Genomic DNA, 23,485 nt, shown 5'->3' with positions numbered 1-23,485 from the left:
CACTGCCAGCAACAACAAGAATCTGGCAATAGCGGGAAGAAAGTCAGGATCGACATCGCAGAAATTAAAACTGCTCAGAATGACAGCTCGCGAATCAGTACGGCGGACACCACTTTCCAGCCGCGAATCAACAGGCTTTGCGCCTCACCGTCCATCACCACCGTGCCGCGCAGCACCTGCGGCTGAGCACGATAATCGTCAGGCAGACTGAGCAACACGCGATAAACGGCCTGTTCAGGATGCAGCTTGCGCTGTGCGTCGCTCAACGTGGCAATATCGCCGCCATAAATCGATGCCAACTCCGGCGCGGCGTTCAGATCGCGGGTTGCCGTGCTGGCAATCTCCACAATAGTGAGCGGCAGCGACGAGCGGCTCACGTCCTGTAAATAAAACGTCCCCTTTGCGCCCGTGCGGAGCCGCTGCCAGTCTTTTTCCGACACGAACGCTTCCACCAGCCCGCCGGTTGGCTTGGTGACGACCGCTAGCCATTCGCCTTGCCCCAGCCACTCACCGGTTTCCAGCGGCGTCGCCATGTCTGCCACCACGCCGTCTATCGGCGCACGCACCGTCAGTTGTTCCGACTGACGCTGCAATACCTGTAATTTTTGCAGCGCCGCTTCGTGCTCCTGCTTCACCCGTTGGTGATCGCCAGCCGCTTCCTTGTTGAATACCTGAAAGGTGCTTTGCCAGTTCAGCGTAGCGATTTGTCGCTCTAGCTGTTGCCGTTCATGCGCCAGCGCGTCAGACGACAGCGTAAACAGCGTCTGCCCGGCGTTCACGGCCTGACCAACCTGTACGTCAATGCGCTGAATCATCGCAGGTACAGGCATATACAGGCTGCTTTGCTGTTCCGCCCGCAGCAGCGCCGGTGCATACACGCCGCGTTGCCAGGGAATCATCAGCAAGAGCAGAACCACAACGCTCACGGTCAGCGTTGTCGTCATATTACGGTTCATACGATAATCCTTACGGCGTTTACTCCACTCACGTACTTCATTCACCACCGGCATCACCACGAAGTAGCCGATTTCAATCGCGAAAAGCAGCATCCCCAGCAGTTTGAACGTCATGTGGTAAACCAGAATCGCGATACCGGTAAACAGGAAGAAACGGTATATCCACACCGCAAAGGCATAGCCCACCAGCGTACGTTGCAGCCAGCGCGGAAAGTGCTCCGGCGGCGCATCTCCTAAGCCGAACAGCCATTCCCGCATCTGCCAGCGGCCGATAGCAAAGCCTCGGTTTTGCAGGTTCGGCATCTGTAATCCATCGGAAAGCAGGAAATAGCCGTCGAAGCGCATCAGCGGGCTGAGGTTAATCGCCAGCGTCATAATCCAGGTTGTCGTCGCCAGCATAAACGCGGCGCTGCGCAGCATGCCGTCTGGCAAGAAGCTCCATGCCAGCGTCGCCCACGCCGCCAGCACCAGCTCGGTCATCATGCCCGCTGCGCCAATCGCCATCCGCTCCCGACGGCGGGTGAGTTTCCACGAACCAGAGGTATCGGTGTACAACACCGGCATCATCACCAGAAAGGCGACGCCCATGGTGGCAACCCGCGCACCAAAGCGTTTGCAGGTGTAGGCGTGGCCGAACTCATGCAGAATCTTGGTAAAACACAGCGTCAGCCCTGCCAGCACTGCGCCTTCCAGCGTGAAGAAATGCAGAAACGTATGCTTGAACGTTTCCCACTGGCGTCCGGCGAGGAATAGCCCCAGCACGGCCACCAGCAGCGTCAGCTTGAGAAAAGTCCGGCTGAAAAACGGCTCGATCCACGGTAAGGTCGCGCCCAGAAAGCGATCGGGGTGCCACAAGGGAATGCGAAAAAATAGATAGTTCTTCAACAGCTTGCGCCAGATCGAAACGCGCGACTGTTCCACCTGACGGGAAAACTGCGCCATTGCCTCATCGCCAGAAACCCGCGTCAGGCTGTTGGCCTGCAAGAAACGGTTGAAATACTGCACATCGCTGTCATCGAGCGTCAGTGCAGAAGTCTGGTTAACCTCGGCCACGATCTGCGCCGCGTTCCCCATCGACCAGCGCGATAGCATCGCCATTTCCGCCCAGCCGATACGAAAATAGAGGCCACGTAGCGGATCTTCCAGCGTCCAGCTAGGCGATCCGTCACGGTTAGCGGGCCCAGCATGCAGGATCAGTTCATCGCGCAGCGGGCTGAGCCCAGCAGCCGACGTCGCACCTCCGGCCATCGTTAGACACCCAACCAGACGCGCAGTGACGCCAGCGGTTTGCGCAGCAGGTAAACGAACAGCACCGTGCGTTTCCCGTACAGCTTAGCGGTCCCTTTCAGGCCCACGCGCAGTTGCGGATCATCCTGTGTAAAGCGTGCCCGCAACCGATAGGCCATCACATTGTCCGGCGTTGGTGCGGCGCGATAGCCAATCTGCTCCAACCGCGCGTCCTGTGCCGAATTCGGCGCCACATTGAGGAACAGGCGCACGTCCGCGCCGTTTTCCAGCGCAATCGCATCCGCCGCCGGCAACTGGATCTCCAGCTCAACATCGTGCGGATCGGCGATCATCATGATACGTTCCCCCACCGCCACCGAGCGCCCAATCCAGTCGCTGCTATCGTCAAAAATCGCCACGCCGTCGCGCGGAGAAACAAGCTGCATGCGTTCCTGCTGACGTTGCAGAAAATCCATTTCGCTCTGCGCCTGTTCGCGGCGGCTTTGCAGTACGGCCAGACTGGCCTTGCTATTGGCATCGAACAGCGCCTGCTGCTGTGCCTGACGATACTGAGCATCAGCGGTAGCAAAAGCCTGTCGGGCCGATTCCAGCCGGTTTTCCAGTTCGCGCACGTCCAGTCGCACCAGCGGCTGATTGGCACTAACGGCCTGATTAGGCCGAACCAGAATGTCATCCACCACGCCCGCCACGGGCGCGCGCACCATCACCGGACGATACGCGACGATCTCAGCCGGAGCCAGCACCGACTGGCGAACGGGGATCAATAAGATCAGCGCCAACGCCACGATCCCGGCCAGAATCAAACGACGCTTCTTCGGGCTGGTATTCGTCTGCCGCCGACGTTGTTTCTGCAAACTCGCCCACGCGTGAGCATACGCGTCCGCCAGCTTTTCAAGCAGCACGATCTCGGCTGGCAGCCACGCGCTGTCCCGTGCTAACACCAGCACCAGCGGCGTATCGCCCTGCGCTAAACGCAGTGGTAGCCAGAGTAAAAATTCCGGCAGATGTTCCTGCCACAAAATCTGGTCATCGGCAGGCAGCTCGCGGCATTGCAGCGCCTGCGTTTGACGCCCCTCTTCCTGCCACTGGCGGCACAGGCGGCTAAATTCGGTACAAAACGGCGCGTTGTGATCGAGCGAGGTAAGCCCGGAAGCCGCCTGCAAGCGCCGTTTATCGCAGTCCCACAGCAGCGCCTGCCGATACTTCACTAAATTATGCGTCTCGTTGACGATGAAAAACGCCAGCTCATCCAGCGTTTCACGCGCTCTGGCACGGCTTTGCAGCTGCAACAGCTCGGCCAGCAGTGCCAGCCGGGTATCCTGTTCAGTTTGTGCTGCTGTCGTGTTCCGTTCGGTCATGGCGATACGCTACCGGCATCAGGCGGTACAATTTGCGCCACACCGCTCATGCCCGGCAACAATCCGGCGGTGGATTGGGTAATCCGACCAAATACTTTTACTGACTGACTGACCGGATCGATCGCCGAAGAAAGGCGGCTGATTTCCGCCGGATAGCTCAGGCCGGTTTCATCCAGCGTGACCTGAAAGGCGCTGCCCTGCTTTAACCACACCAGCCAGCGCGATGGCACGATCATTTCCAGCTCAAACGCGCTGTCGTCATAAATCGCTAGCAGCTCCTTGCCTTCCGGCACGGATTCCCAACGCTTCACCTTGGTTTCCGTTACGCGACCAGAGAATGGGGCTTTAATGGCACAGCGTTGCAGCATGGCGCGATTGACGCCGCTTTCGGCCTGCGCCATCGACACCGACGATCGCGCCTGATCGACATCCGACAGACTGATCGAATTGAGCTTATCCAGTCGATCGGCAATCGCCAGCTTCTTACGCGCGGCATTCTCTGCGGCGTTTGAGTAGTTCAGCTTTTCGCGCAGCACGGTGCAGTCAAACGTCACCAGCGTATCGCCCTGCTTGAAGTGTTCACCCTCTTTCACCGCAATATCCGTCACTTTCCCCGCAATTTCGCTGGATAACACGGTATAGCGCTGTGCGCTAAGCTGTACGCGAATGTCTCCCGCTGTCGCAGCCTGCCCCCACAGGGGCAGACCTAACACACTGACCAGCAATAGCGGACGCATTATGCCGAAAGCCATTAACGCGAACCTCCCGCCTGTAGGGATTGCAGGTTATCCCACATATCGGTATTCACCACGCGGTAAGGTTTGCCAGCACCAGCAGACGATGCCGTCGTCGACGAGGCAATCGGCTTCACTACAGGTGCTGCGGATGGAGTAGATGCTGTTTTAGCCGAAGCCGTCGTGGTGGCTGGCGTAGCCGGTGTTGACAGAGACAGGCGTGGCACCGCAACGCCGCCTTTCTCAAGGTTACCTGTGGTGCGGGCAATTGAGCTGCTCAGCGCCGCCAGACTGACATCGTTCACGTTATCCGGCAGCACATCCAATCCGGCAGCCTGATACACCGCGCCCAACGCGTTCTGCACATCGGCAAAGCTGCGGTCACGCGCGCGGGTGGTCAGAATGGTTTCCGTGCTGACGCGCACCTGCTCCATCTGCGTTTCGGCACGATGCTGTACGCTGAGCGTGGTTTGATTAAGGATGCCACGCTGAATTCGTGCCAGTTCCTGATAGCGACCGAACATCCGCGTGCTCTGCTGATATTCCTGCCAAGCGACATTCACCTGCGTCAATACCGCCATGCGCAGCGCCTGACGACGAACTTCCGCCAGATCTTCATTCGCTTGTCCGGCACGTTTCACCGATGACCACGACAGCACGTTCAGCAGGTTGCCGCTGACCTGAACGCCCGCGTTCGCCCACTGGTGATTAACCAGATAGCTGTTGCTGTCACCGTTGATACCGGCAAACAGCGACACGCCCGGTAGCAGACGCAGCAGCGATTTACGGGTTTCCAGTACGCTATTGCGTGCCAGATAGCTCTCTTCACGCACTTCCGGGCGCTTAACCATCGAGAAGTTTTCCAGATCGTCGAGCGAGTAGGCCATCTTCGGCGCGACCAGGCTGCTTTCGCTCGGCACGACGACGTCATATTTGCTCGACGGTGGCAGGTTCATCAGCGCCGCCAGACGGGATTTCGCCACCACCAGATCGCTGTCGACAATCTCCAATTGGCGCACCATCTCCAGCATGTTCTTCTGGAAACGCAGCGCTTCAACCGGTGCTAACAGGCGTTGCTGTTCCGTCTGACGCGCATATTCCAGCGCCTGACGTGCCTGCGTCAGCGCGGTCGTCACTTCCGGCTGCAAACGCTGTGCCGTGGCCGCTTCCCAATAAGCGGTACGCACCTGACGGGTAATATCGGCCACCACGCGACGACGACGCTCTTCCGCCGCCAGCGATTTGTTCGCCTGTACTTTGGCGTTGAAGTAGCTGATACCGAAATCCAGCACGTTCCAGCTCATTGTCAGATCGGCGGTACGCATGGTCTGATCCTGACTGGTGGACGCTTCCAGCGACTGCCGACCGGTGGTCACCGACTGGCTGCTGGAACCGGCCACGTTATCACGGGTTTGTAGCCCAGCGCGTGCAGTCAGTTTCGGTAACAGCATATCCAGATTCTGTACGCCCAACAGGTCATCTTCCATCGCCTGTTCCATCAGCGCGACCCGCTGTTGCAGGTTATATTTCAGCGCACGGGCAATCGCCTCATCCAGCGTGATCGTGCCGCGCACCGGTTCCTGATTGGCGAACATCTGCGTTCTGTCGCTCAGCGCCTGTGCGACCTGCTGCTCAATCGTAACCGGCTCAGGTTTGACGGCACAGCCAGCCAGCCCCAGACAGGCAAGAGCCACCGCGATCCGTAACGCCCGGGAACCCGCGGTGCGTGGTGTAGCCTCGTGTTGAACGTTCTGCTGCTGACTGTCGTGTTGCTGGCTATCCCAGAAATGCGCTATGTGCTGATTCACCCGGGTTCTCCCCATCTTCTATTTGTCTGTTCCCTTCATCTTGCAGGCGGTGGGTTGGTGACCGCCTGCAAGCGCCCGGGTTAGTGGTTATCCCCGTCATACTTCAAGCTGCTTGTGCGTTGGCTGCCCTTACTCACCCCAGTCACTTACCTGTGTAAGCTCCTGGGGATTCGTGCAGTTGCCGCCTTCACGCAACTCGAATTATTTAGGGTATAAGTAAATAAAATCTCGTCTTAATATTCAGTCTACGTGTGCTATGTACGCAGGCTGCTCAGTTCACTGAGCGCCGCCAGCAGGGCATCCTGTTCAGGCTGATGCTGGCGCAGCTGTTCGGTAAAGGCGGTTTTCCCCGCTGGCGCTAACCGCTCTGCATCCCGGTTTTCAGCCGGGTCTGCGGCAGTGGGAACAACAGAGTGTGCAGGTAATTGCATCGCGCCACGGTCAGTTGTCATCTCTGCGCCATCGCCCTGCCCGGTTTGCAGCGTAATCGGTACGATTCGGCTGGTGCCGTCTGCGGCCTGCGCTTTCAGCGCCAGTTGGATCTGATTGACCTGCACCGCGCTGGCATCGGTAATGCGCACCACGCCGTTGCGGGCATCGAACTGCACCCACGCAGGCAGCGGACGCCCGTTCGCCAGTTGCAGCGTCAGCGTGGCATTGCCTTCACGCACGCTGAACATGCGCTGCGGCAGGCTAAAGGCGAGTGCGCCGGAGGCATCCGGCTGTAACGCGCCCTGCACGCTGCTGAAAGCCGATTCCAGCGACGTTGTCTGACCGCGCACGCTCAGGAACAGGTTTGAATCCGTCGGACGCAGCACGGCGTTATCGCGAATGGATGCCTCAGCGCGCGAAGAGAAGTTGACCTGCTCCAGCGTCGGCATCAGCGATGACATCACCGGATCGAGCACCCAAGGGGCATCCGACTGGCGTGCCATATCGGCATCACGCTGGCGTACAGGTTCGGTGACGATGTTGGTTGGTAGCGGTTGTGCTTCTGGGCGAGACAGATCGGCGACAATCGTCCCCAGCGGCTGTTCGCGTTCTCTGTCACCCGAATCAACGGGAAGGCTTGCGCCCTGCTGCACCAGAATCACCGGTGCCGCTATCACGCTATTATCGGGGTTCACTGGCTCTGTTGGTGTACCGGGATCGACTGGTGTGCCAGGATCGATCGGCGTTGAGGCAGCATTGACCGTCAGTGCCACATTGAGTGCCGTCGCGTTACCCGCGCTGTCTCTGGCGGTAATCGTCAGGTTGAACACACCAGCCGCTGACGGCGTGCCGCTGAGCGTCCGTGTTGCACTATCAAAACGCACGCCTTCTGGCAGTTGCGCATCATCAACGGTAAACGTCAGCGCATTATTTTCAGGGTCGGTAAATAGCGTACTCGGCAGGGTATAAGACCAGTTGGTGCCAGCCTGTGCTGTTGGCGGAGTGAACTGCTCGGCATGACCCACTGGCGGCAGGTTCACCTCTCTCGACAGCGTAACGCCGAGTGCCTGTGCCGCAGAATCGGCTGCGCCGTCATTAAGCACCAGCGTCAGCGATGTCGCATTCCCCGTCAGCGGTGCGCTCGTCGCCCAGCTAATCTGGCGTGCCAGCACTGTCGCATCTGCACGGGAAATAGCAGCCGTGAAGGTCACGGTGAGCTTGCCGTCCGCCTGCGCGAAGGTGGCTACCGCTTGCCCGTCTTTGCTGATGACGCCATTCGCTAAGGTGAAACCGTTACCCGCAGTAAAATCGAAACGATCGCTTGTTGAGGCCGTTTCACCGCGCTGTAGCGTGATGGAGGTACCCTGATAATTTCCCGCTCCGCCGTTCAGTGCATCCAGTTCTGCATCACTGAGAACGATAGAAGGCGCGACAATCACCGCTGGGCCATCAACGCGATAAACAGGCAGGCGAGAAGTTTCATCCAGCACCGACACGCCGTTGCCGAGCGTAATCAGCCCACCGTCAACTGGCAGAAGATGAGCGAAGCTTGAACCGTTACTGGTTAGCGTATCGAGTGGGATCAGCGTCTTATCGTTCAGAACATAGCGAGTAAGCGACCCATCCCCTTTCGTGGCATACAGCACCCGCGCATCCGCAGAGAGGGCGAGATCGCTGACCGTGCCTTCTGCCGCGACGCGGGCAAGATGCGTAAAGGTTCCTGTAGCGGTATCCAGCGAGAAGGCATCGATCTGCCCTGCACTGGCAACAAAGACGCTGCGACCATCGGCGCTGACGGTAACGTGCTCCAGGCCGGATAACGCCAGCGTATTGCCTTGTGCATCGGTAAACTGGCGCACATATCCCAATAGCGCAGGCTTACCACTATCATCGCGCGAGTAGACGATCAACGATGAACCATCGCTGGCATTAGTCGTAACAAATATCAGGTTGCCACGACTGACTATTTCACTGGGTTGCCACAGGTAAGGTTCGCTCCACATATCTCCCGGTACGTTACCCACATAGCTGAGTTGGCCAGTCGCGACGTCACGGCTAAACCAGACGATGTTGTACCCATTGATGAGATAGAGCGTCTTTCCATCTTCCGACAGTGTGATATCTACCGAATTCCAGAGACTACCTTCAAAACGGTTTGTCTCTCCCTCACTGAGGGTTTCTTTATGAGTGAGGTTACCCTCAGTATCACGGCTAAACCAAATGATGGCGTTGTTACCGTTACCCAACGCATACACGCTGTTGCCCTCGGCAGAAACCTGTAGCTGGCTTATCCCGTCAACGCCCTCTGTCGCCGCGAAGGTGCGCACATAGGTCAATTCGCCACTGTTCGCATCGCGCTGGAATAACGCAATCGCCCCTTTATCATCGCTGACATACAGCGCCAACCCATCCGCTGTGCGAGCGGCTGCCGTTACCGTACCCAGACCGCTAATTGCGGTATAGGTATTCACCAGACGCAGTTCATCGGCAGAGAGCACCGGATCGTTCGCCACAACAGGCGTGTCGTTGATCGCGGTAATCGCTACCGACAAGGCCGTCACCTGAGACTCCAGATAGCGGTCGGACAGCGTCACCGTCACTGCAACCTGCGCGGCTGGCGTACGGCTGTCGCTGGCGTAGGTAATCTGGCGCAGCGTATTCTGCACGTCTTCCGTGGTCGGGATTGTGCCTGCATTCGCGTTGAAGCGAATCGTCAGTACGCCATCCTGATTACTGACCTGAGCAATGGTGACGCCGTCTTTCTGAAGCGTATTGCCGGATAACGTCAGACCGTTTTCAGCACTTTTTTCAGCACTAAAGCCCAGCTTATCCAGCGCCGTTTTACCGTCGCCCAGCGTAATCTTCAGCGTCGCGCCGTCGTAGTTACCCTTGCCACCATTGAGTTTGTCCATCTGCGCATCAGACACCGTCGCGTCCGGTGCCAGCACGATAGGGTCAGCGCGTTCGGTATACGTCGGCGTCGTCCCTGGAACCGTGATAATCGGCGCGGTATTGGTTTCTGCCGCAGGCACCAGCGTCAGCGTAATCGCCTGTTCCAGCGTGGTTTCCGGTGCGGTGCCGTTATAACTATTTTCCTTGATCATCAAGGTGACATGGCGTTCACCGCTGGGAGCGTTGCCCAGATAGTTGTAGCCGATGCTGTCAATAATCTCGGCGGTTCCACTCGCGTCTCTCCCGACATACAGGAGGACCGTCGCTTTACCGTCCTTCACATCAACAGAATATTGCAAGCCGCTGGCGGTGCGTGGAACACCGTTGGATTTTTCGAGCACAATCGTGCTGCCATCCACGCTAATCGTTTCGTTAGGCCCTGAGACATCAAACGTTAACACGACCTGCCAGAGGGTTTGTCCACTTTCGATGGTATCGACATGAGTATCTTTAAACAGCTTAACAAACTCGCCGTTGCCCGGAATCTGTGGGTTAAGCACCGTCGTCGTCAATTCTGCCGGATCGTTCACACCAATGAGAGTAACGGTGATATCCGTGTTGGCGATGTTATTCTCGCCGTCATTAATACTGACGGTGAAGGTTGGCGACGATCCGGCTTGTTCAGGATCCGGACTGGTGTTGTGGTAGGTAATCTGACGCAGCACATTCTGCGCATCCGCTTTGGTCACCGCCGCCGTAAACGTCACCGTCAGCACGCCCTCCACCTGCGTAAAGGTAGCGATCGCAATGCCGTCTTTAACGATGGTGTTACCATCAAGCGTTAAGCCGTTGTCGGCCTTAAAGCCAAAGGTGTCTTCCAATAGCCCACCGTCTTGTCGACCAACGGTGATGCTGGCACCGTTATAGTCGCCTGCGCCGTTATTTAACGCATCAAGCTGCGGATCGGACAGACGACCCGACGGCAACAGCACCGTGGCGTCATGACCTTCGGTATAGCTTGCACCGGCGATGCCGACATTCAGCACATGGACCTTATCACCACCAATCAGATAGAGCTGCTTGCCATCGGCACTCAGTTCCACCTTTTGCAGATCGGAGAAAGAAATGCCAATCGGGCTATCCCAGCCACCGCTAAGGGTGTCTTTCAACGTCAGGCTGCCATCTTCCGCGCGGGAGAAGACAGAAATGTTCTTACCGATCACGAACAGGGCCGTGCCATCGGCAGAAACGACCAGGTCGGTCGCTAACGCCTCGCCGGAATCGCTCCCATCATCGGAAAACTGCACCGTAGATACCAGCGTAAGTGCACCATCGGCACCTACCGTTATCGTATTAAGCGAGGACTGAATGCCATCAGCATTAATCGCATACAGGGTTTTGCCATCAGGGGACAAGGCAAGTGAATTGATGTAATACGGGTCCTCACCAGTTGCTAGAATCTGGGAAACTTGGGTGAGCTTGCCCTCAGTATCAATACTGAACGCGGTGACGCCGGCACTACCACCGGAACCCGATACGAACAGGTAACGCCCAGTCGGGTCAAGCACAAGGCGGCTCGCCCCGATCAAATTATCGGTCTGAGAAACCGACGTCAGGTTGCCATCCGCCTCGCGTTTAAACACCAACACGCTTCGGCTATCGTTGTCACTGTCGGCTTGAGCCGCAGTCACGTAAAGATAATCGCCCTGCGAAACAAGATGGGAACGTACGTCCAGCGAACGCCCTCCCAGATCAGCCTGATCGAGAACACCAGCTTGCGTCAGTCCACCGTCGCTGCCCACGCTGAAGATCGTAACGGCATTGCCTTCACTGCCCACGACATACAGGAACGCCCCATCGGCAGACAGAATAACCTCTGATGCGCCGGCCAATGAGGGATTGTCGATAAATCTGTCGTTCTGTAGCGTCTCTTCATTAAATACTTCTCGGTAATGAGGGAGGACTTTTGACAGGGTGAATTTCCCTTCTGTATCACGGGTAAAAACACTCAATACAGCTGAACCGCTATCCGGCGCACTAACGACGTAGAGGGTTTTTCCGTCAGCAGACAACGCCGTGTCTTTCACCCCCATCATGACATCCCTCTGGATCGTTTCATTATAAAACTCTGACAGAGAGCTATCGTTATCCAGCGCCGAGGATTCACCGCCGAGCGCCGGCATTTGTGCAGGATCGGAGTCAATCTTTAGGGTAAGCGTCTGCTCCGCCTGTTCGCCCGACGCATCCGTCGCGACGACGGTAATAGAGAAGCTTCCCGCACCATTGAGCGCCGGCGTGCCGGAAATCGTGCGTGTATCGGCATCGAAGGTTAACCCCGCCGGAAGGCCATTGACCTGTAGCGTCAATGCGCTATTTTCAGGATCGCGGAACAGATCGTCTGGCAGCGCTGCGGTATACGATTGCCCGGCAGTAGCAGACGGCGGGACGTACTCGTTATTATCCACCACGGGCGGCTTATTCGGCACCAGCGTCAATAGCAGGCTGGTTTCCTTACCGCCGTCGCTAAAGGTGATATTCAACGGGATCGATGCCCCCGTTGCATCGCCATCATGACGATAAGTCACCTGATGCAGCACCTGATTGGCGACCGTTTTAGTGACGCTGTCGGTAAAGACAATCTTCGCCGTGCCTTCGCTCACGCTAAAAGTGGCGATTGTCGCGCCCTGATACTGAATGTCGCTACCAGACAGCGTCAGGCCGTCTCCGCTCTGGAAAGCAAAATGGTCATTTTCCGATGCGTCGCCATTACGACTAATCGCGATCGTCGCACCATTGTAGTCATCGGCAGCATCCAGTTCTCGGTCTGACAGCGTGACACTCGTGGTAAACGGCATGTCCGCCGTGTGACTATAAGGTGCATTTGCTGCCGCAGTGAGCACATTCAGCCCGGCAAAGAAAGTGCTCACCCCAGCATAGATATTCTTACCATCCGCACTGACAGCGAGATGGTTGACGGTGTTAACGGAGAGCTCAACGCTATTGCGGTAGGTTAACGCACCGGAATCGCTATCACGACTAAGCACCAGCAGTGACTTACTGCCGAACGCCGCAACATACAGCGCCGAACCGTCTTCGGAAATCACCAGTTCACGTAACGCCAGCGCGTTCGCGGCAATATGCCCTTCACTATACAGATTCAACGTCCCGGCGTAGGTCAACGCCCCTGTATCCGCATCACGGCTGAAAATGGACACGGTGCCCTGCGAGTTTGATGACACATACACAAAACGGTTATCAGGTGAAATAACAATATCCTGCAACGCATTGAGGTAGCGATCGTCTTGCGGAATCTCCGCGCTGTTCACATCAGCCGCTATGGTGCTTTTATTGATCGTGGTGACGTAATCCAGAGTACCCGACCCCGCATCGCGCGACAGCACGGTAATACTGTGATTCCCTAGGTTAGAGATATAGGCCGATGTGCCATCGCTGGACAGCACAATGCCGCTTGGGCTTTTCAGCGGAATGGTATCGCTGCCAACCAGTGAACCAACAAACGTCAGCGCACCGGAGGTGGTATCGCGCGAGAAGAAAACAACGGCGTTTTTATTGGTCAAGCCATCCGTCGGCGTCACACCGTTAATGGCATACAGCGACGTGCCATCATCGGACAGCACAATCTCGGAAACCGCCGCATCCAGACCACTTACGCCATCCACGCCCTGCGTAGCGACAATCCCGACATAGCTCAGCTGGCCTGTCGTGGTATCGCGGCTAAACTGCACCAGCGAGTAGGCGCTTCCGCTTCCTCCCGCGACATACACGCTGGAGCCATCTTTCGACTGCGCCAGCGTGGTGATGGTGTTCAGGCCGTTAACCTCAATCGCAGGGGTGGACGGATCGTCCTGTTCGCCCTGCGTGAAGCTTTGTAGCAACGTCAATTCGCCGGTTTCTGCATCACGGGCGTAAACGCGCAGATAGGTCTTACCGCTGTTATTGTTCCCTTCGCTACCGGTGACCAGCAGGGTTTTACCATCCTGAGAGACACTGATCGCCGAGACGCGCTCGTTGTAGCCGCTTAGCGTACCCGCGTTGTAAAACAGCGTGGCGTCAGGGGAATAGGTCGCCTCGATCGTCGGCACGTCGTTTAAGGCCAGATTGATGCTGCCAGACACCGTCAGCGTCGCGGTGTCGCTCCCGCCATTGGCAGTGCCGCCGTTATCCTGCAACTCGGTTAGCGTAATGGTACGCAAGCCGCTGGCGCTGGTACTCTCTTTGCCAGCCGAATAGCTCAGACCGTCGACCAGCGTCATCATCGCCATGCTGCTGATGCCCTGAACGCTGCTCAGCACCAGTGAAGACTCACCGCTCAGGGCGTTATAGGTGTAGGTATACTGGTAACCGCTAGCTGTGGTGCCCGCGCTGTCCTTACTCAGATCGATGACCGTGCCATCCACCGTCAGGTATTCCTGATTCGGGTTGTTTAGGCCATCAATACCGATCGACAATTTTGTCAGCGCCTGTCCAGCTTCCCCAGTGTTAATCGCGGTGTCTTTGAACAGCGTGACGGAGGAGCCGCGCGTATCCAGCGTCAGATTGCTTCCACCCTGACTGACCAGCGTTGGCGCACTGTTGGCGGTCAGCAGCAGCGCGACCGTGGTTACCGTACTGTTCAGCTCGCCATCGTTCGCGGTCACCGTCAGCGCGACGGTTTCGGTGGCGCTCTGGTTGCTGACGTTGCGGTAGGTAATTTGTTTCAGGACGGCATTGGCAGTTTCTTTCGTCACCTCGGCGGTAAACGTCACGCTGAGTACGCCCTGATTCTGCGTGAATGTCCCAATCTCCGTGCCTAATTGCAGAACTTTTCCATCCTGCAGCGTCAGATTGTTGCCTGCACTTAGGCCAAATCTATCGTCTACGGAAGGCGTTTCACGCCCAATGGTCAGCGTGGCGCCGTTATAGTTGCCTGCGCCACCGTTTAGCACATCCAGATTGCTATCGGAAAGCGCGATATGATCGGCAAAGGGTAATTCGCTGCCATAGAGATAAGTGCGTAATGCGCTAAAGCGCTGAATGGCCTCACCGGCGATCAAGAGTGATTGTCCATCGGGTGACAACACCATGCCACGCGTATCGCCAATATTCTGAATCTGGCCGCTTTCCTTCAGCGCCCCTGTCGACGTGCTTACACTATAAATCTGCAACTCGCCTTCGCTGCTCAGCGCATAAAGCTGGCTACCGTCGGTGTTAAGATAGAGCGCGTTAACGCCTTCCAGCGTTTTCGTGTCCGTGTGGACCAGCGTTTTTCCTTCAGTACCGTCACGCAGTTGATAGACGCTGATTTCACCGCTGTCAGGATCGGCAACATAGATGAACTGCTGATCCTTCGAGATCGCTAATTGGTAGTCTACCGCGCCATAACCTTCCCCAGACGTTTCCAGCGTGGCGACAGACGTTAATGTCCCACTCTCACTCCGCTGGAAAACCGATAGCGTATGCTTCGCCCCCATCCCAACAGTGACAACATAGTCACCGCTACTTGCCACAATACCGCTACGCTCAATCCCGCTGTCACTCACGCGCTGAAGGAGCGTCAGCCCCCCTGTCGTCGTATCGCGAGTAAAGATGACCATGCCGTTCCACTGCGTAGCGATGTAAACCTGGGTACCGTCACTGGAGACAGCCAGCCCGGTAATATTGCCGCTTTGCGAAGCAATCGTCTGGGTATATACCGGCTGCTCATCGCTGCCGCTGAGTCGAACCACCTGCCCGTTGTCATCGAGGCTCAGAGCAACAATATTGCTATTACCAGTGATAGCGTACAGAGAACGGTTGTCAGCACTCAGTGCGACTTCTTTCACATCCTTGAGTGCACTTATGCCGCTCAGCGTCTGGCTCGACGTCAGCTTGCCATGGTCGCCGACGGTAAAGACCCCCAGCGTGCCATCGCTTCCTATGGCATAGGCATAATTACCATTACTGGAATAGCGCACATCCTGCGGGGATTCCATACCAGGCACGATGATTAATTCAGTCAGTTCCGGCGCATCCGATGCGGATACCACCGGAGCCACATTGATCTTGCTGTCGATAGTGACGGTAGCGTGAATATTCAGATCGGCAGTATCGGTATCACCACCACCCTCATCGTTCAGGCTTTTCAGCGTCACCACGACGTCACCGCCGGCCACGGTTTTATCCAGCGGCTGGTAGGCGATACTGTCAATCATCGCCCTTGTATCCGCGAGATTATTGGTGAAACCGTCGATATTAACGGTCACCGTCGTGGTTTCTCCGCTCACTGCCACGCGGTATGAAAAGCCATCCCCTTCCGCGCGTGTCGTCCCACTCCCTGATTCCAGCGTAATACTTTTACCGTCGATGATTAATGCCTGATTCGCGCCCGTGCGGTTAACGGTAATCACCAGATCTTTCAGCTCTTGTCCGCCGTTATCCGCCGACACGCTAACGTTGCTGAACAGATCAACCGGTTCGAAGCTGTCGCTGCTGTCGGTGATGGTGACCGTCGCCTTAACCGGAGTGGCATCAACGCCGGGCGCGGTGTCCGTTGCCGCGACGGTCGCCGCAGCCACATCCGCCGCAGTCACCACGGCAGCGGCGTCAAACATCATGCGCGGTTCCAATACCCACGCCTGACGCGGTGCGCGCGTTAAGCCTGAACCAGATTTTGAGCGGGAAAAAGTCATCGTGTCATGTCCTGTAATGAAAGGGGCAAATCGCGTCATTCCTGGCTATATTCAGCGGTCATTCAACCAACCGAACATAGCCGCCCTCGGTTTCGATCTGGCCGGCAATACGATTCAACCGTTGAATCAATTGATCCTCAACGCCCTCAGCACCAAAGCCTGCACCGTCGATAAAACTCATACGTTTCTCACCCTCGGTGCAAACCAGCAGGCCCGGCGTCGCTTCGGCGTCGAACAGGTTGCGGCCAAAATCCTCTGGGTCGCCGGGGCGAATGCCGACAAAATAGAATTTGATGTTGCGCGCGCGGAAGCTGGAACACAGATCGCGGAAGCGCTGCGCAGCAAAGGTACGGGCGGGATCCGTGCCGGTTTGACCACTAAATGCATTGCGGTTGAAGTTGTAGCTGTCGGTGTCGAACCAGTTACCAATCGTGTTCGCCATCATCACGATCACCTTTTGCCCGTCACCGTTTCCGTCCAGATTGAAATCCAGCGGCAGCTTTGCATCGCCCCAGCCTTCGGAACCGCGCATGTTGGGTGACAGCGCCGCGCCCGCCCATGACATCGCGATGGCGTAATTCGTGTTGAAACGGGCAGAAAACTGTTCGATACGCTGATTCAGCCTGCTTTCTTCATTGGTCAGCGGCATCAGCGCAGCGTTCGGGCACCCTTTGTCTGCCACGATCCAGCGGGTATCTACCGCATTGTTATCGTCAAAGTCAGGGTTAGGGCCGCGCCAGGAGATGGGTGGTGCGCCGGGACTGCCGTTTTGCGGCAAATCGTGACGGTAATAGACCTTGAATTGGCCGACGGGCGGTTCATCCCAGAAGAAGTTTTCTTCCCGACCCAGCCCACGATACATGCACAGCAGGTTAGCGCGACGATCAGGGAAACGGCGGTCGGCCATGCTACTCACCACACCACTGGCAAACAGCGAGCGCAGTTCTGGCGGGTTCAACGCACCCGGTGCAGCCCAGCGCCGAATGCGGTTGGCGTCTTCCGCATCGTATACGCTAACCGACTGGCTGTACGGCACCAGCGATAGCCACAGGTTGTCACGTTTGCCGTCTGCGCTGCTCAGCATGCGCTCAACGAAACTGCGGCTAACGCTTTTCAGCGAACGGATATCCCCCTCACTCATATCCCCCGTCACCGGCATGACAAAGGCAATTTCGGTCGGGCGGTTGATGACTTCGGAGGTCGAGTACACTTCTTGTTTCCTCGCCCCGAGGCTCAGCAAACTGGGCTTGGTTTCGAAGGCGACGGTGACGGTATACGTTTTACGCGTCTCGCTGTTGCGCCCTTCCGTGACGGCCACGTCACCTGCTGCCAGTTTTTCACTCAGAGCGCTATTCATCCCCAGATTGTTTTTGACGTAGTCATACGCCAGCTTATTGGTCTCTTCCTGACTGTATTCTTCGCCATTAATGGTCGCCTGATGCCCAACGGCCAACGCAGCGGCATCCGTCGCGCGTTTGATTTGCGTTGCATCACCGGTTGCCGTGGAGGTATCGACAATAAAAGCCGCCGTCACCAATAACGCCATTGCACCCAGCGTGTAGAATGCCGTGCCCGCGCCCTTTTCCTCCTGAATAAAGGCAGACAGGCGTTCACGCCAGAACAGAGTGATTCCGGTAGCGTCTTTTTTTACTCTTCTGTTCTGTAAGGTTTTTTTCATTCCTTCCTATCCTGTATTCCTGGATTCAGCGCGTACTCAACCCGCCCATAAAGCGGGAAAATAAAAACGACATTGCTCATATGCCTATAGGTTTTTAATCGTTTCGTTATTCCGGTAACGAGAAGCTCGCTGCCGTTTGCGGTCTATTTGCCGCTTCTGTGTCTTATATAAAGCCCGTCGTTATTGCTCTTCTTCTTCCAGACCGGCCTCTTTTCTGAGTACCTCATCCAGCTCAACCACGTCGATAGCGACCCGGTTGACTGACGATGCATGCAGCAGGCCACCCAGCGACAGGCCGCCCAGCAAACCCACATCCTTTCCCTGACGGCAGATCTCAACCACGATCATGGAGATATTCTTGCTGCCCTCTTCGCGGTCTCTTTCCGGTAGTTCAGGAAGATATTCTTCACCCGGCAGCGTTTCACTTTCCGTACACAGCGCCTCTGCCGTGCCTCTGCTCAACTGCCAGTGCAGCTCACCGGTCTGACGCACGTTGCTGATTAACAGTTGGTAATTTCCTGCACCTTCCGTTGGCAACATCGTATCGAGTAGCCCTTGTAGCCCCTTTTCATCCAGCTTCTGCTGCATCGCTAATATTGATGAAATAGCGCCCGCACGCTGTTCCATGCGCGTACGTTCAAGCCCGACGGTGTAGATATCCGCGCACAGCGACCCAATCGCCAACACAATCGGGAACGCTAACGCCGTTTCTACCGCCGTGGAGGCACGGTGAGAAAACCAGAAGCGGCGTATCACGCTCAGGAAACGGCTGGTTTTTGATACACGACTGGTTTTCAGTAACCGATCAGTCATTGCGCAGTTCCGTCCCAAACACATGTTTGTACTGATAGCGGAAGGTGTCCCCCAGCGTTAACACTTCCGGCAGCGGCGTAATAAACGCCTTTTTAATCTGCACCGTCACGGACCACACCGGCAGCGTCGTCGTTTCCTCGCCATTGGGGTTGTCCTGACTGCCATTTCCGTTCGTCAGCCCGCCAAGCTGGCTCAGATTGTCGAAGTGCAACACGCTGACGGTTAAATCGTCTTCTTTGAGGTAGCCGTATCCCGCTTCAACCATGCGCGCCTTTAGACGGGCTCCCATCTGCTCCGCGCTGTCCGATGCGAGGTTATCGAGGCGGAAAGCCTGCACGGCTTTATCCAGCGCGGCGCTGCCGGCAGCGATCACCAGCCCGATACGCGCCAGTTCAAACAGCATCATCACCCCGACCAGCACCACAGGCACCAGAAACGCCACTTCCGTCGCAATCACGCCGCGCGTGCTGCGCCAGTGGCGTTCATGGCGCGGCACGATACTTTGTACTCTGCCTTGCACTATCCCCTTATCACGCCACGGGCAGAGATTACGAAGCCATGCCATTACTCAGGCATACTCAATTGCAGGCGTTGACGGCTGGATAACAACAGCGCTTCACCGCGGGATTTATCCTGCTGCATCTGCTGTAAACGCTGATTCAGCTCGTCGATCAGGCCATCAATACGCTGCGGTTGGGCAATGGTTGCCAGCGCTGCACGCGCGTCGTCGTCTCTGCCGCCAGAGAGGTAGGCCAGCGCCAGATTCAGTCTGCCGGTTGCGTTACTCTCATCCACCGAACGCAGCAGAGAAATCGCCTTGTCTACGTTGCCACTTGCCAGCCATGAGAGCGCCAGATTGTTGAGTGCCGCGACATCTGCCGGGTTTATCTGCAACGCTTTTTCAAACAGTTGACGCGCTTCGGCGTGTTTGCCTGAGGCATCCATCACCACGCCCATGCCATTGAGTGCGCCCGCATCGTTCGGCTGTGCTTTCAGTGCACAGGCAAAGTCGGTTTGCGCCATGGCATTACGTCCCAATGCCAGCTGCGAGCGGCCCATTCCCAAACACACCGCCAGCGCTTCTTCCGGCGTCATTTTATTGGTATCGCCGCCCAGCGCCTGACGTGCTCGTCCGTACAGTTCCAGCGTTTGCTGCGGTGAACGCGCCAGAGCCGCAACGCTGGCATACTCCAGCATCTCTGCGCCTTTCAGCGCATCGCGGCTGTCGAGGCGCGCGTACACTTCCGTCGCGGCTTCAACACGCCCTTGATCGCGCAGCAAGCGTGCTAAACGCAGGCCTTCATCTTTACTGCCTTTAATCGCCATCGAGCTGCTGCATCCCGCCAGCACGGTACTGACAATCAGCAGTGCCAGCATGGGCGCGCCGCGCTTAAGTTTTGCTACCAGATCGACCATCTTCGATAACTCCATCGGTTGTAACCGTTGTGATTTCCGGCGCATACCGGGAATCGATGCTTTAAAATGAATACATTAAAATCAATACGTTAAAAATAAAACGCTACTGCGCCAGCAGGCGGATCACTCGCACCAGTGCAGGCGATGCCATAATGGCGATAATCGGTGGCAGGATCAGCGCCATCAATGGCACGCTCAGCTGCGCAGGCAATTTACCCGCCTTCTCTTCCAGCCCCAGAATCAGCGTCTTGCGGCTTTCATCCGCAATCGTACGCAGCGCCTGAGACAGCGGCGTGCCGTAGCGCTCCGCCTGAATCAGCGTCGCCACCATACTTTCGATCTCGCTGACACGGGTACGCTCTGCCAGATGCTTCATCGCCAGCGTACGATCCGACAGGATCTGCAATTCGGCGGCGGTGTAATGCAGTTCATCCGCCATTTCCGGTGAAGACAGCCCCAGCTCTTTCGATACCACCTGCAATACGCGTCCGATAGGCAAACCGGCTTCGGCGCAGACCACCATCAGATCCAGCGCATCCGGCACTGCACGCGCCAGCTTTTCGCCCCGGCTTGCCGCGCGCCATTTCAGCCACCACTCTGGCACCATCGAACCGACAAAGAAGCCAATCAGCCCCGCGGCTACGCCCGTCAGGCCCGCACGGTCAGCAGGTGGCAACCATCCCCACACCAGCGCGATAGCGAACAGCGCACCAGCGGCAAATTTTCCCATAACCAGCCAGCCTACCGCTTCGCTGCGGCGGATCCCGGCCAGATCCAGCAGGCGGCGCAGATTACGGCGATCGCGATCCGATCCCGACAAACGCTCGCCCTGGGTGGCAATCGGCTGCAACAGCTTTTCCAGCAGGGGAGAGAGTGTTGCTCCCTGGCCTCTCAGGATATTTTCCTGAGAGGCCGCCTCTATAGAGGCGACGGGCAGATGCCCACGCATGCGAATTTCCAACTGCTTGTATTGCTGCGCTTTATGCTGTGTACGTGCAAGGTAAATCCCCGCCACCATCAGCACGAGCGCCAGCAGCAGTAAGGGATCGTCAAAAACAGTCATGAATGGCTCTCCCTCTACCCTATCCGTTTAACCATAACGTGCGTGATCAACATGCCGACCGAGACACTGCACAAGGCGTAAATCAGTACCGTCGTTCCCACCGGATCGGAGAACAAGAAACTGAAATCCTCCGGCGATTTCATGTACAGATAAGCCAGACAGCCGGGGAACAGCGCGGCGACAATCTTGGCGGACGCGCGCGCTTCCGACGTTTTGGATTGCACTTTCAGTTGCAGCTCCCGCCGTTCACGCAGCGTAGCGGACAGACGTTCCAGCGTTTCCCCCAGTCGCCCACCCGCTTCCTGATTGATGATCAGAATCACCACGAAAAAGCGGTATTCGGACATCGGCACCCGCGTAGCCGAGGCCTGGATCACCTGACGCAGCGGAATCCCCAACCGCAGCCAGTGATCGATCGTCTTGAATTCATTCGCCAGCGGCCCGGTCAGGTGCTCAGCGACTATCGAGAAGGTATTCGCCACGGGCACACCAGCACGACAGCTGCGGGTAATGGCATCAATGGCTTCCGGCAGGCTCTCACGCAGCGCTTTCAGGTGTTTTTGCAGCGTCGAACGGAATAACAACATGCCGATACTGATAAACAACACCAGCGTAAATATCAGCCCCATCGTGAGCGGCAGCAGGGTACGTTGCCCCAGAATCATACCGAGAATCAGGCTCACCGCCGCCAGCGAAAGGGAACGTTGAAGCAGGTTCTTTTTCCAGCCGATGAACGTCATCTGCGCCCAGAGGATCGCCAACCAGCGCCCAATCACCGGGACACCCATCAGCGGCGTGGCGATCTCGTCACGCAGAATGGAATCAGACGCCACGGCGGCAGCCGATGGGCTGACCTCGTTCAAAATCTGCTGCCAGCGTTGTTCACGCTGCATACGCTGCTGCCGTGATTTTCTCCAGGCGTTGACCGCCAACAGCAGCATCAGCACGCTGCCAAACACCAGCAGCGTGATCAGATTCAGGCGCAAATCACTCATCGCGTCTCCTCAGCCCGTCACTGCGCATCGAACAGGTGCGCTTTATCGCTGTAGAACTGCGGGCGCTGAATGTGCTGAACATATTCCCCCGTCAGCAGACCTTGTCCATCCATCCCCTGAATGTTGAAGCTGAACAGATCCTGAAGCTGGATCACTTCGTTCTCCATGCCACACACTTCGGTAATGGACACCACGCGGCGCATGCCGTCACGCATACGTTCGATCTGCACGATCAGGTGCACCGCGCTGGCGATCTGACGGCGGATCGCCATCAGCGGCAGCTGCATGTTGGCCATCATCACCATGTTTTCCAGACGCTGTATCGCGTCCCGCGAGGTATTGGCGTGCACCGTACACAGCGAACCGTCATGACCCGTGTTCATTGCCTGCAACATGTCGAAGCTCTCACCGCCGCGCACCTCACCCAGAATGATGCGATCGGGGCGCATACGCAGGGCGTTACGCATCAGATCGCGCTGGTCGACGCGGCCAGTGCCTTCGGCGCTGACAGGACGGGTTTCCAGCCTCACCACGTGTTCTTGCTGCAATTGCAGTTCAGCGGCATCTTCAATGGTGATGATGCGATCGGTGATGCCGATTTTCTGCGACAGCGCATTCAGTAAGGTGGTTTTACCCGCCCCCGTTCCGCCGGAGACGATCACGTTAACGCGCGCCTGCATCGCTTTGTTCAGGACATCCGCCATCGCGTAGGACATGCAGCGGCGCTCTGCCAGCATTTCCAACGACAGGTTGCGGCGCATAAACTTACGAATAGAGATCGTGGTGCCGTCGATCGCCAGCGGATAGGTGATGACGTTGACGCGGCTACCGTCCGGCAGACGCGCATCCACCATCGGGCTGGCTTCGTCGATACGACGGCCCACCGCGGCGGCAATACGCTGCGCGGTGTTAAACACATGCTCTTCATCAATGAAGGTAATCGGCGACAGTTCCAGCTTGCCAAAGCGCTCGACAAACACCTGACCAGCACCGTTGACCAAAATATCGTTGACCGTGTCATCCGAAAGCAGCGGCTGGATCGGCCCGATCCCGGTCATCTCATCCAGCATTTCGGCGGCGATAGCTTCTTCTTCCTGCCGGGAAAGCTGCAAGCGCTGCTCATCACAGATGCGGCGGATCACCGTTTCGATCTGCACCAACAGCTTGTCGCGCCCCATCATCGCCGCTTTACCTGCGTCGATCTGATCGTAGAGCTGTGCGCGGATAATCCGACGCTGGCTGGTCCGATTGTCCGTCTGGCGGGCAGTTGGTGCAGATCCAGAAGACGTGTTCGCTGCAGGCTGTGTGCGGTTCTCCGCAGCCGGACGCGTTTTCATTTCTGCCACGTTGGCAGCAGGCGCAGGCTGAGGCGTACTTTTTCCTGCTTCACTTTTTTGCAGGTTATTCTTGCGAATCAACATAAT

Annotated in this window: 12 protein-coding genes; all 12 read right to left on the bottom strand. The window is 57.0% G+C overall.

Annotation, left to right across the window (positions count from 1 at the left end; translation table 11 throughout):
• Nucleotides 1–74: 74 nt before the first annotated feature.
• A complete protein-coding gene (locus tag BUB06_RS06820) occupies nt 75–2,204 on the bottom strand; it encodes an HlyD family efflux transporter periplasmic adaptor subunit (RefSeq protein WP_039470895.1) in 2,130 nt (709 codons plus the stop codon).
• Nucleotides 2,205–2,206: 2 nt separating this feature from the next.
• Nucleotides 2,207–3,562: an efflux RND transporter periplasmic adaptor subunit gene (locus tag BUB06_RS06815; protein WP_039470892.1), complete on the bottom strand. Its 1,356-nt coding sequence runs from the start codon at nt 3,560–3,562 to the stop codon at nt 2,207–2,209.
• Entirely contained in the window at nt 3,559–4,314 is a 756-nt protein-coding gene (locus BUB06_RS06810) for an efflux RND transporter periplasmic adaptor subunit (protein ID WP_039470890.1), read from the bottom strand. The genes BUB06_RS06815 and BUB06_RS06810 overlap by 4 nt, the downstream gene beginning before the upstream one ends.
• Nucleotides 4,314–6,104, bottom strand: a complete 1,791-nt coding sequence (locus BUB06_RS06805) for a TolC family protein (RefSeq protein ID WP_039470889.1) — start codon at nt 6,102–6,104, stop codon at nt 4,314–4,316. The genes BUB06_RS06810 and BUB06_RS06805 overlap by 1 nt, the downstream gene beginning before the upstream one ends.
• 254 nt (nt 6,105–6,358) lie before the next feature.
• Nucleotides 6,359–16,096, bottom strand: coding sequence for a beta-propeller fold lactonase family protein (locus BUB06_RS06800; RefSeq protein WP_039470887.1), 9,738 nt, complete (start codon nt 16,094–16,096; stop codon nt 6,359–6,361).
• Nucleotides 16,097–16,154: 58 nt separating this feature from the next.
• The gene (locus BUB06_RS06795; protein ID WP_039470886.1) at nt 16,155–17,774 is read right to left on the bottom strand and encodes a Tad domain-containing protein; all 1,620 of its coding nucleotides are present in this window, start codon (nt 17,772–17,774) and stop codon (nt 16,155–16,157) included.
• Between the two features lie 180 nt (nt 17,775–17,954).
• On the bottom strand, nt 17,955–18,587 hold the full coding sequence (locus BUB06_RS06790; RefSeq protein WP_039470882.1) for a TadE/TadG family type IV pilus assembly protein: 633 nt from the start codon (nt 18,585–18,587) through the stop codon (nt 17,955–17,957).
• Entirely contained in the window at nt 18,580–19,152 is a 573-nt protein-coding gene (locus BUB06_RS06785) for a hypothetical protein (RefSeq protein ID WP_039470880.1), read from the bottom strand. Before BUB06_RS06785 ends, BUB06_RS06790 begins: the two co-directional genes overlap by 8 nt.
• Nucleotides 19,152–20,003, bottom strand: a complete 852-nt coding sequence (locus tag BUB06_RS06780; RefSeq protein WP_039470879.1) for a tetratricopeptide repeat protein — start codon at nt 20,001–20,003, stop codon at nt 19,152–19,154. Before BUB06_RS06780 ends, BUB06_RS06785 begins: the two co-directional genes overlap by 1 nt.
• 103 nt (nt 20,004–20,106) lie before the next feature.
• Nucleotides 20,107–21,066: a type II secretion system F family protein gene (locus BUB06_RS06775; RefSeq protein WP_010295708.1), complete on the bottom strand. Its 960-nt coding sequence runs from the start codon at nt 21,064–21,066 to the stop codon at nt 20,107–20,109.
• Between the two features lie 14 nt (nt 21,067–21,080).
• Nucleotides 21,081–22,061 carry a type II secretion system F family protein gene (locus BUB06_RS06770; RefSeq protein WP_039470877.1) on the bottom strand — a complete coding sequence of 327 codons (981 nt, stop codon included), beginning with the start codon at nt 22,059–22,061 and terminating at the stop codon, nt 21,081–21,083.
• Between the two features lie 17 nt (nt 22,062–22,078).
• Complete coding sequence (locus tag BUB06_RS06765) at nt 22,079–23,482, bottom strand: TadA family conjugal transfer-associated ATPase (protein ID WP_039470875.1); 1,404 nt, start codon at nt 23,480–23,482, stop codon at nt 22,079–22,081.
• Between the last annotated feature and the right edge of the window lie 3 nt (nt 23,483–23,485).

The organism is Pectobacterium carotovorum (assembly GCF_900129615.1).
Taxonomy (GTDB): Bacteria; Pseudomonadota; Gammaproteobacteria; order Enterobacterales; family Enterobacteriaceae; genus Pectobacterium; species Pectobacterium carotovorum.
This window is presented reverse-complemented; position numbering and strand designations above follow the sequence as displayed.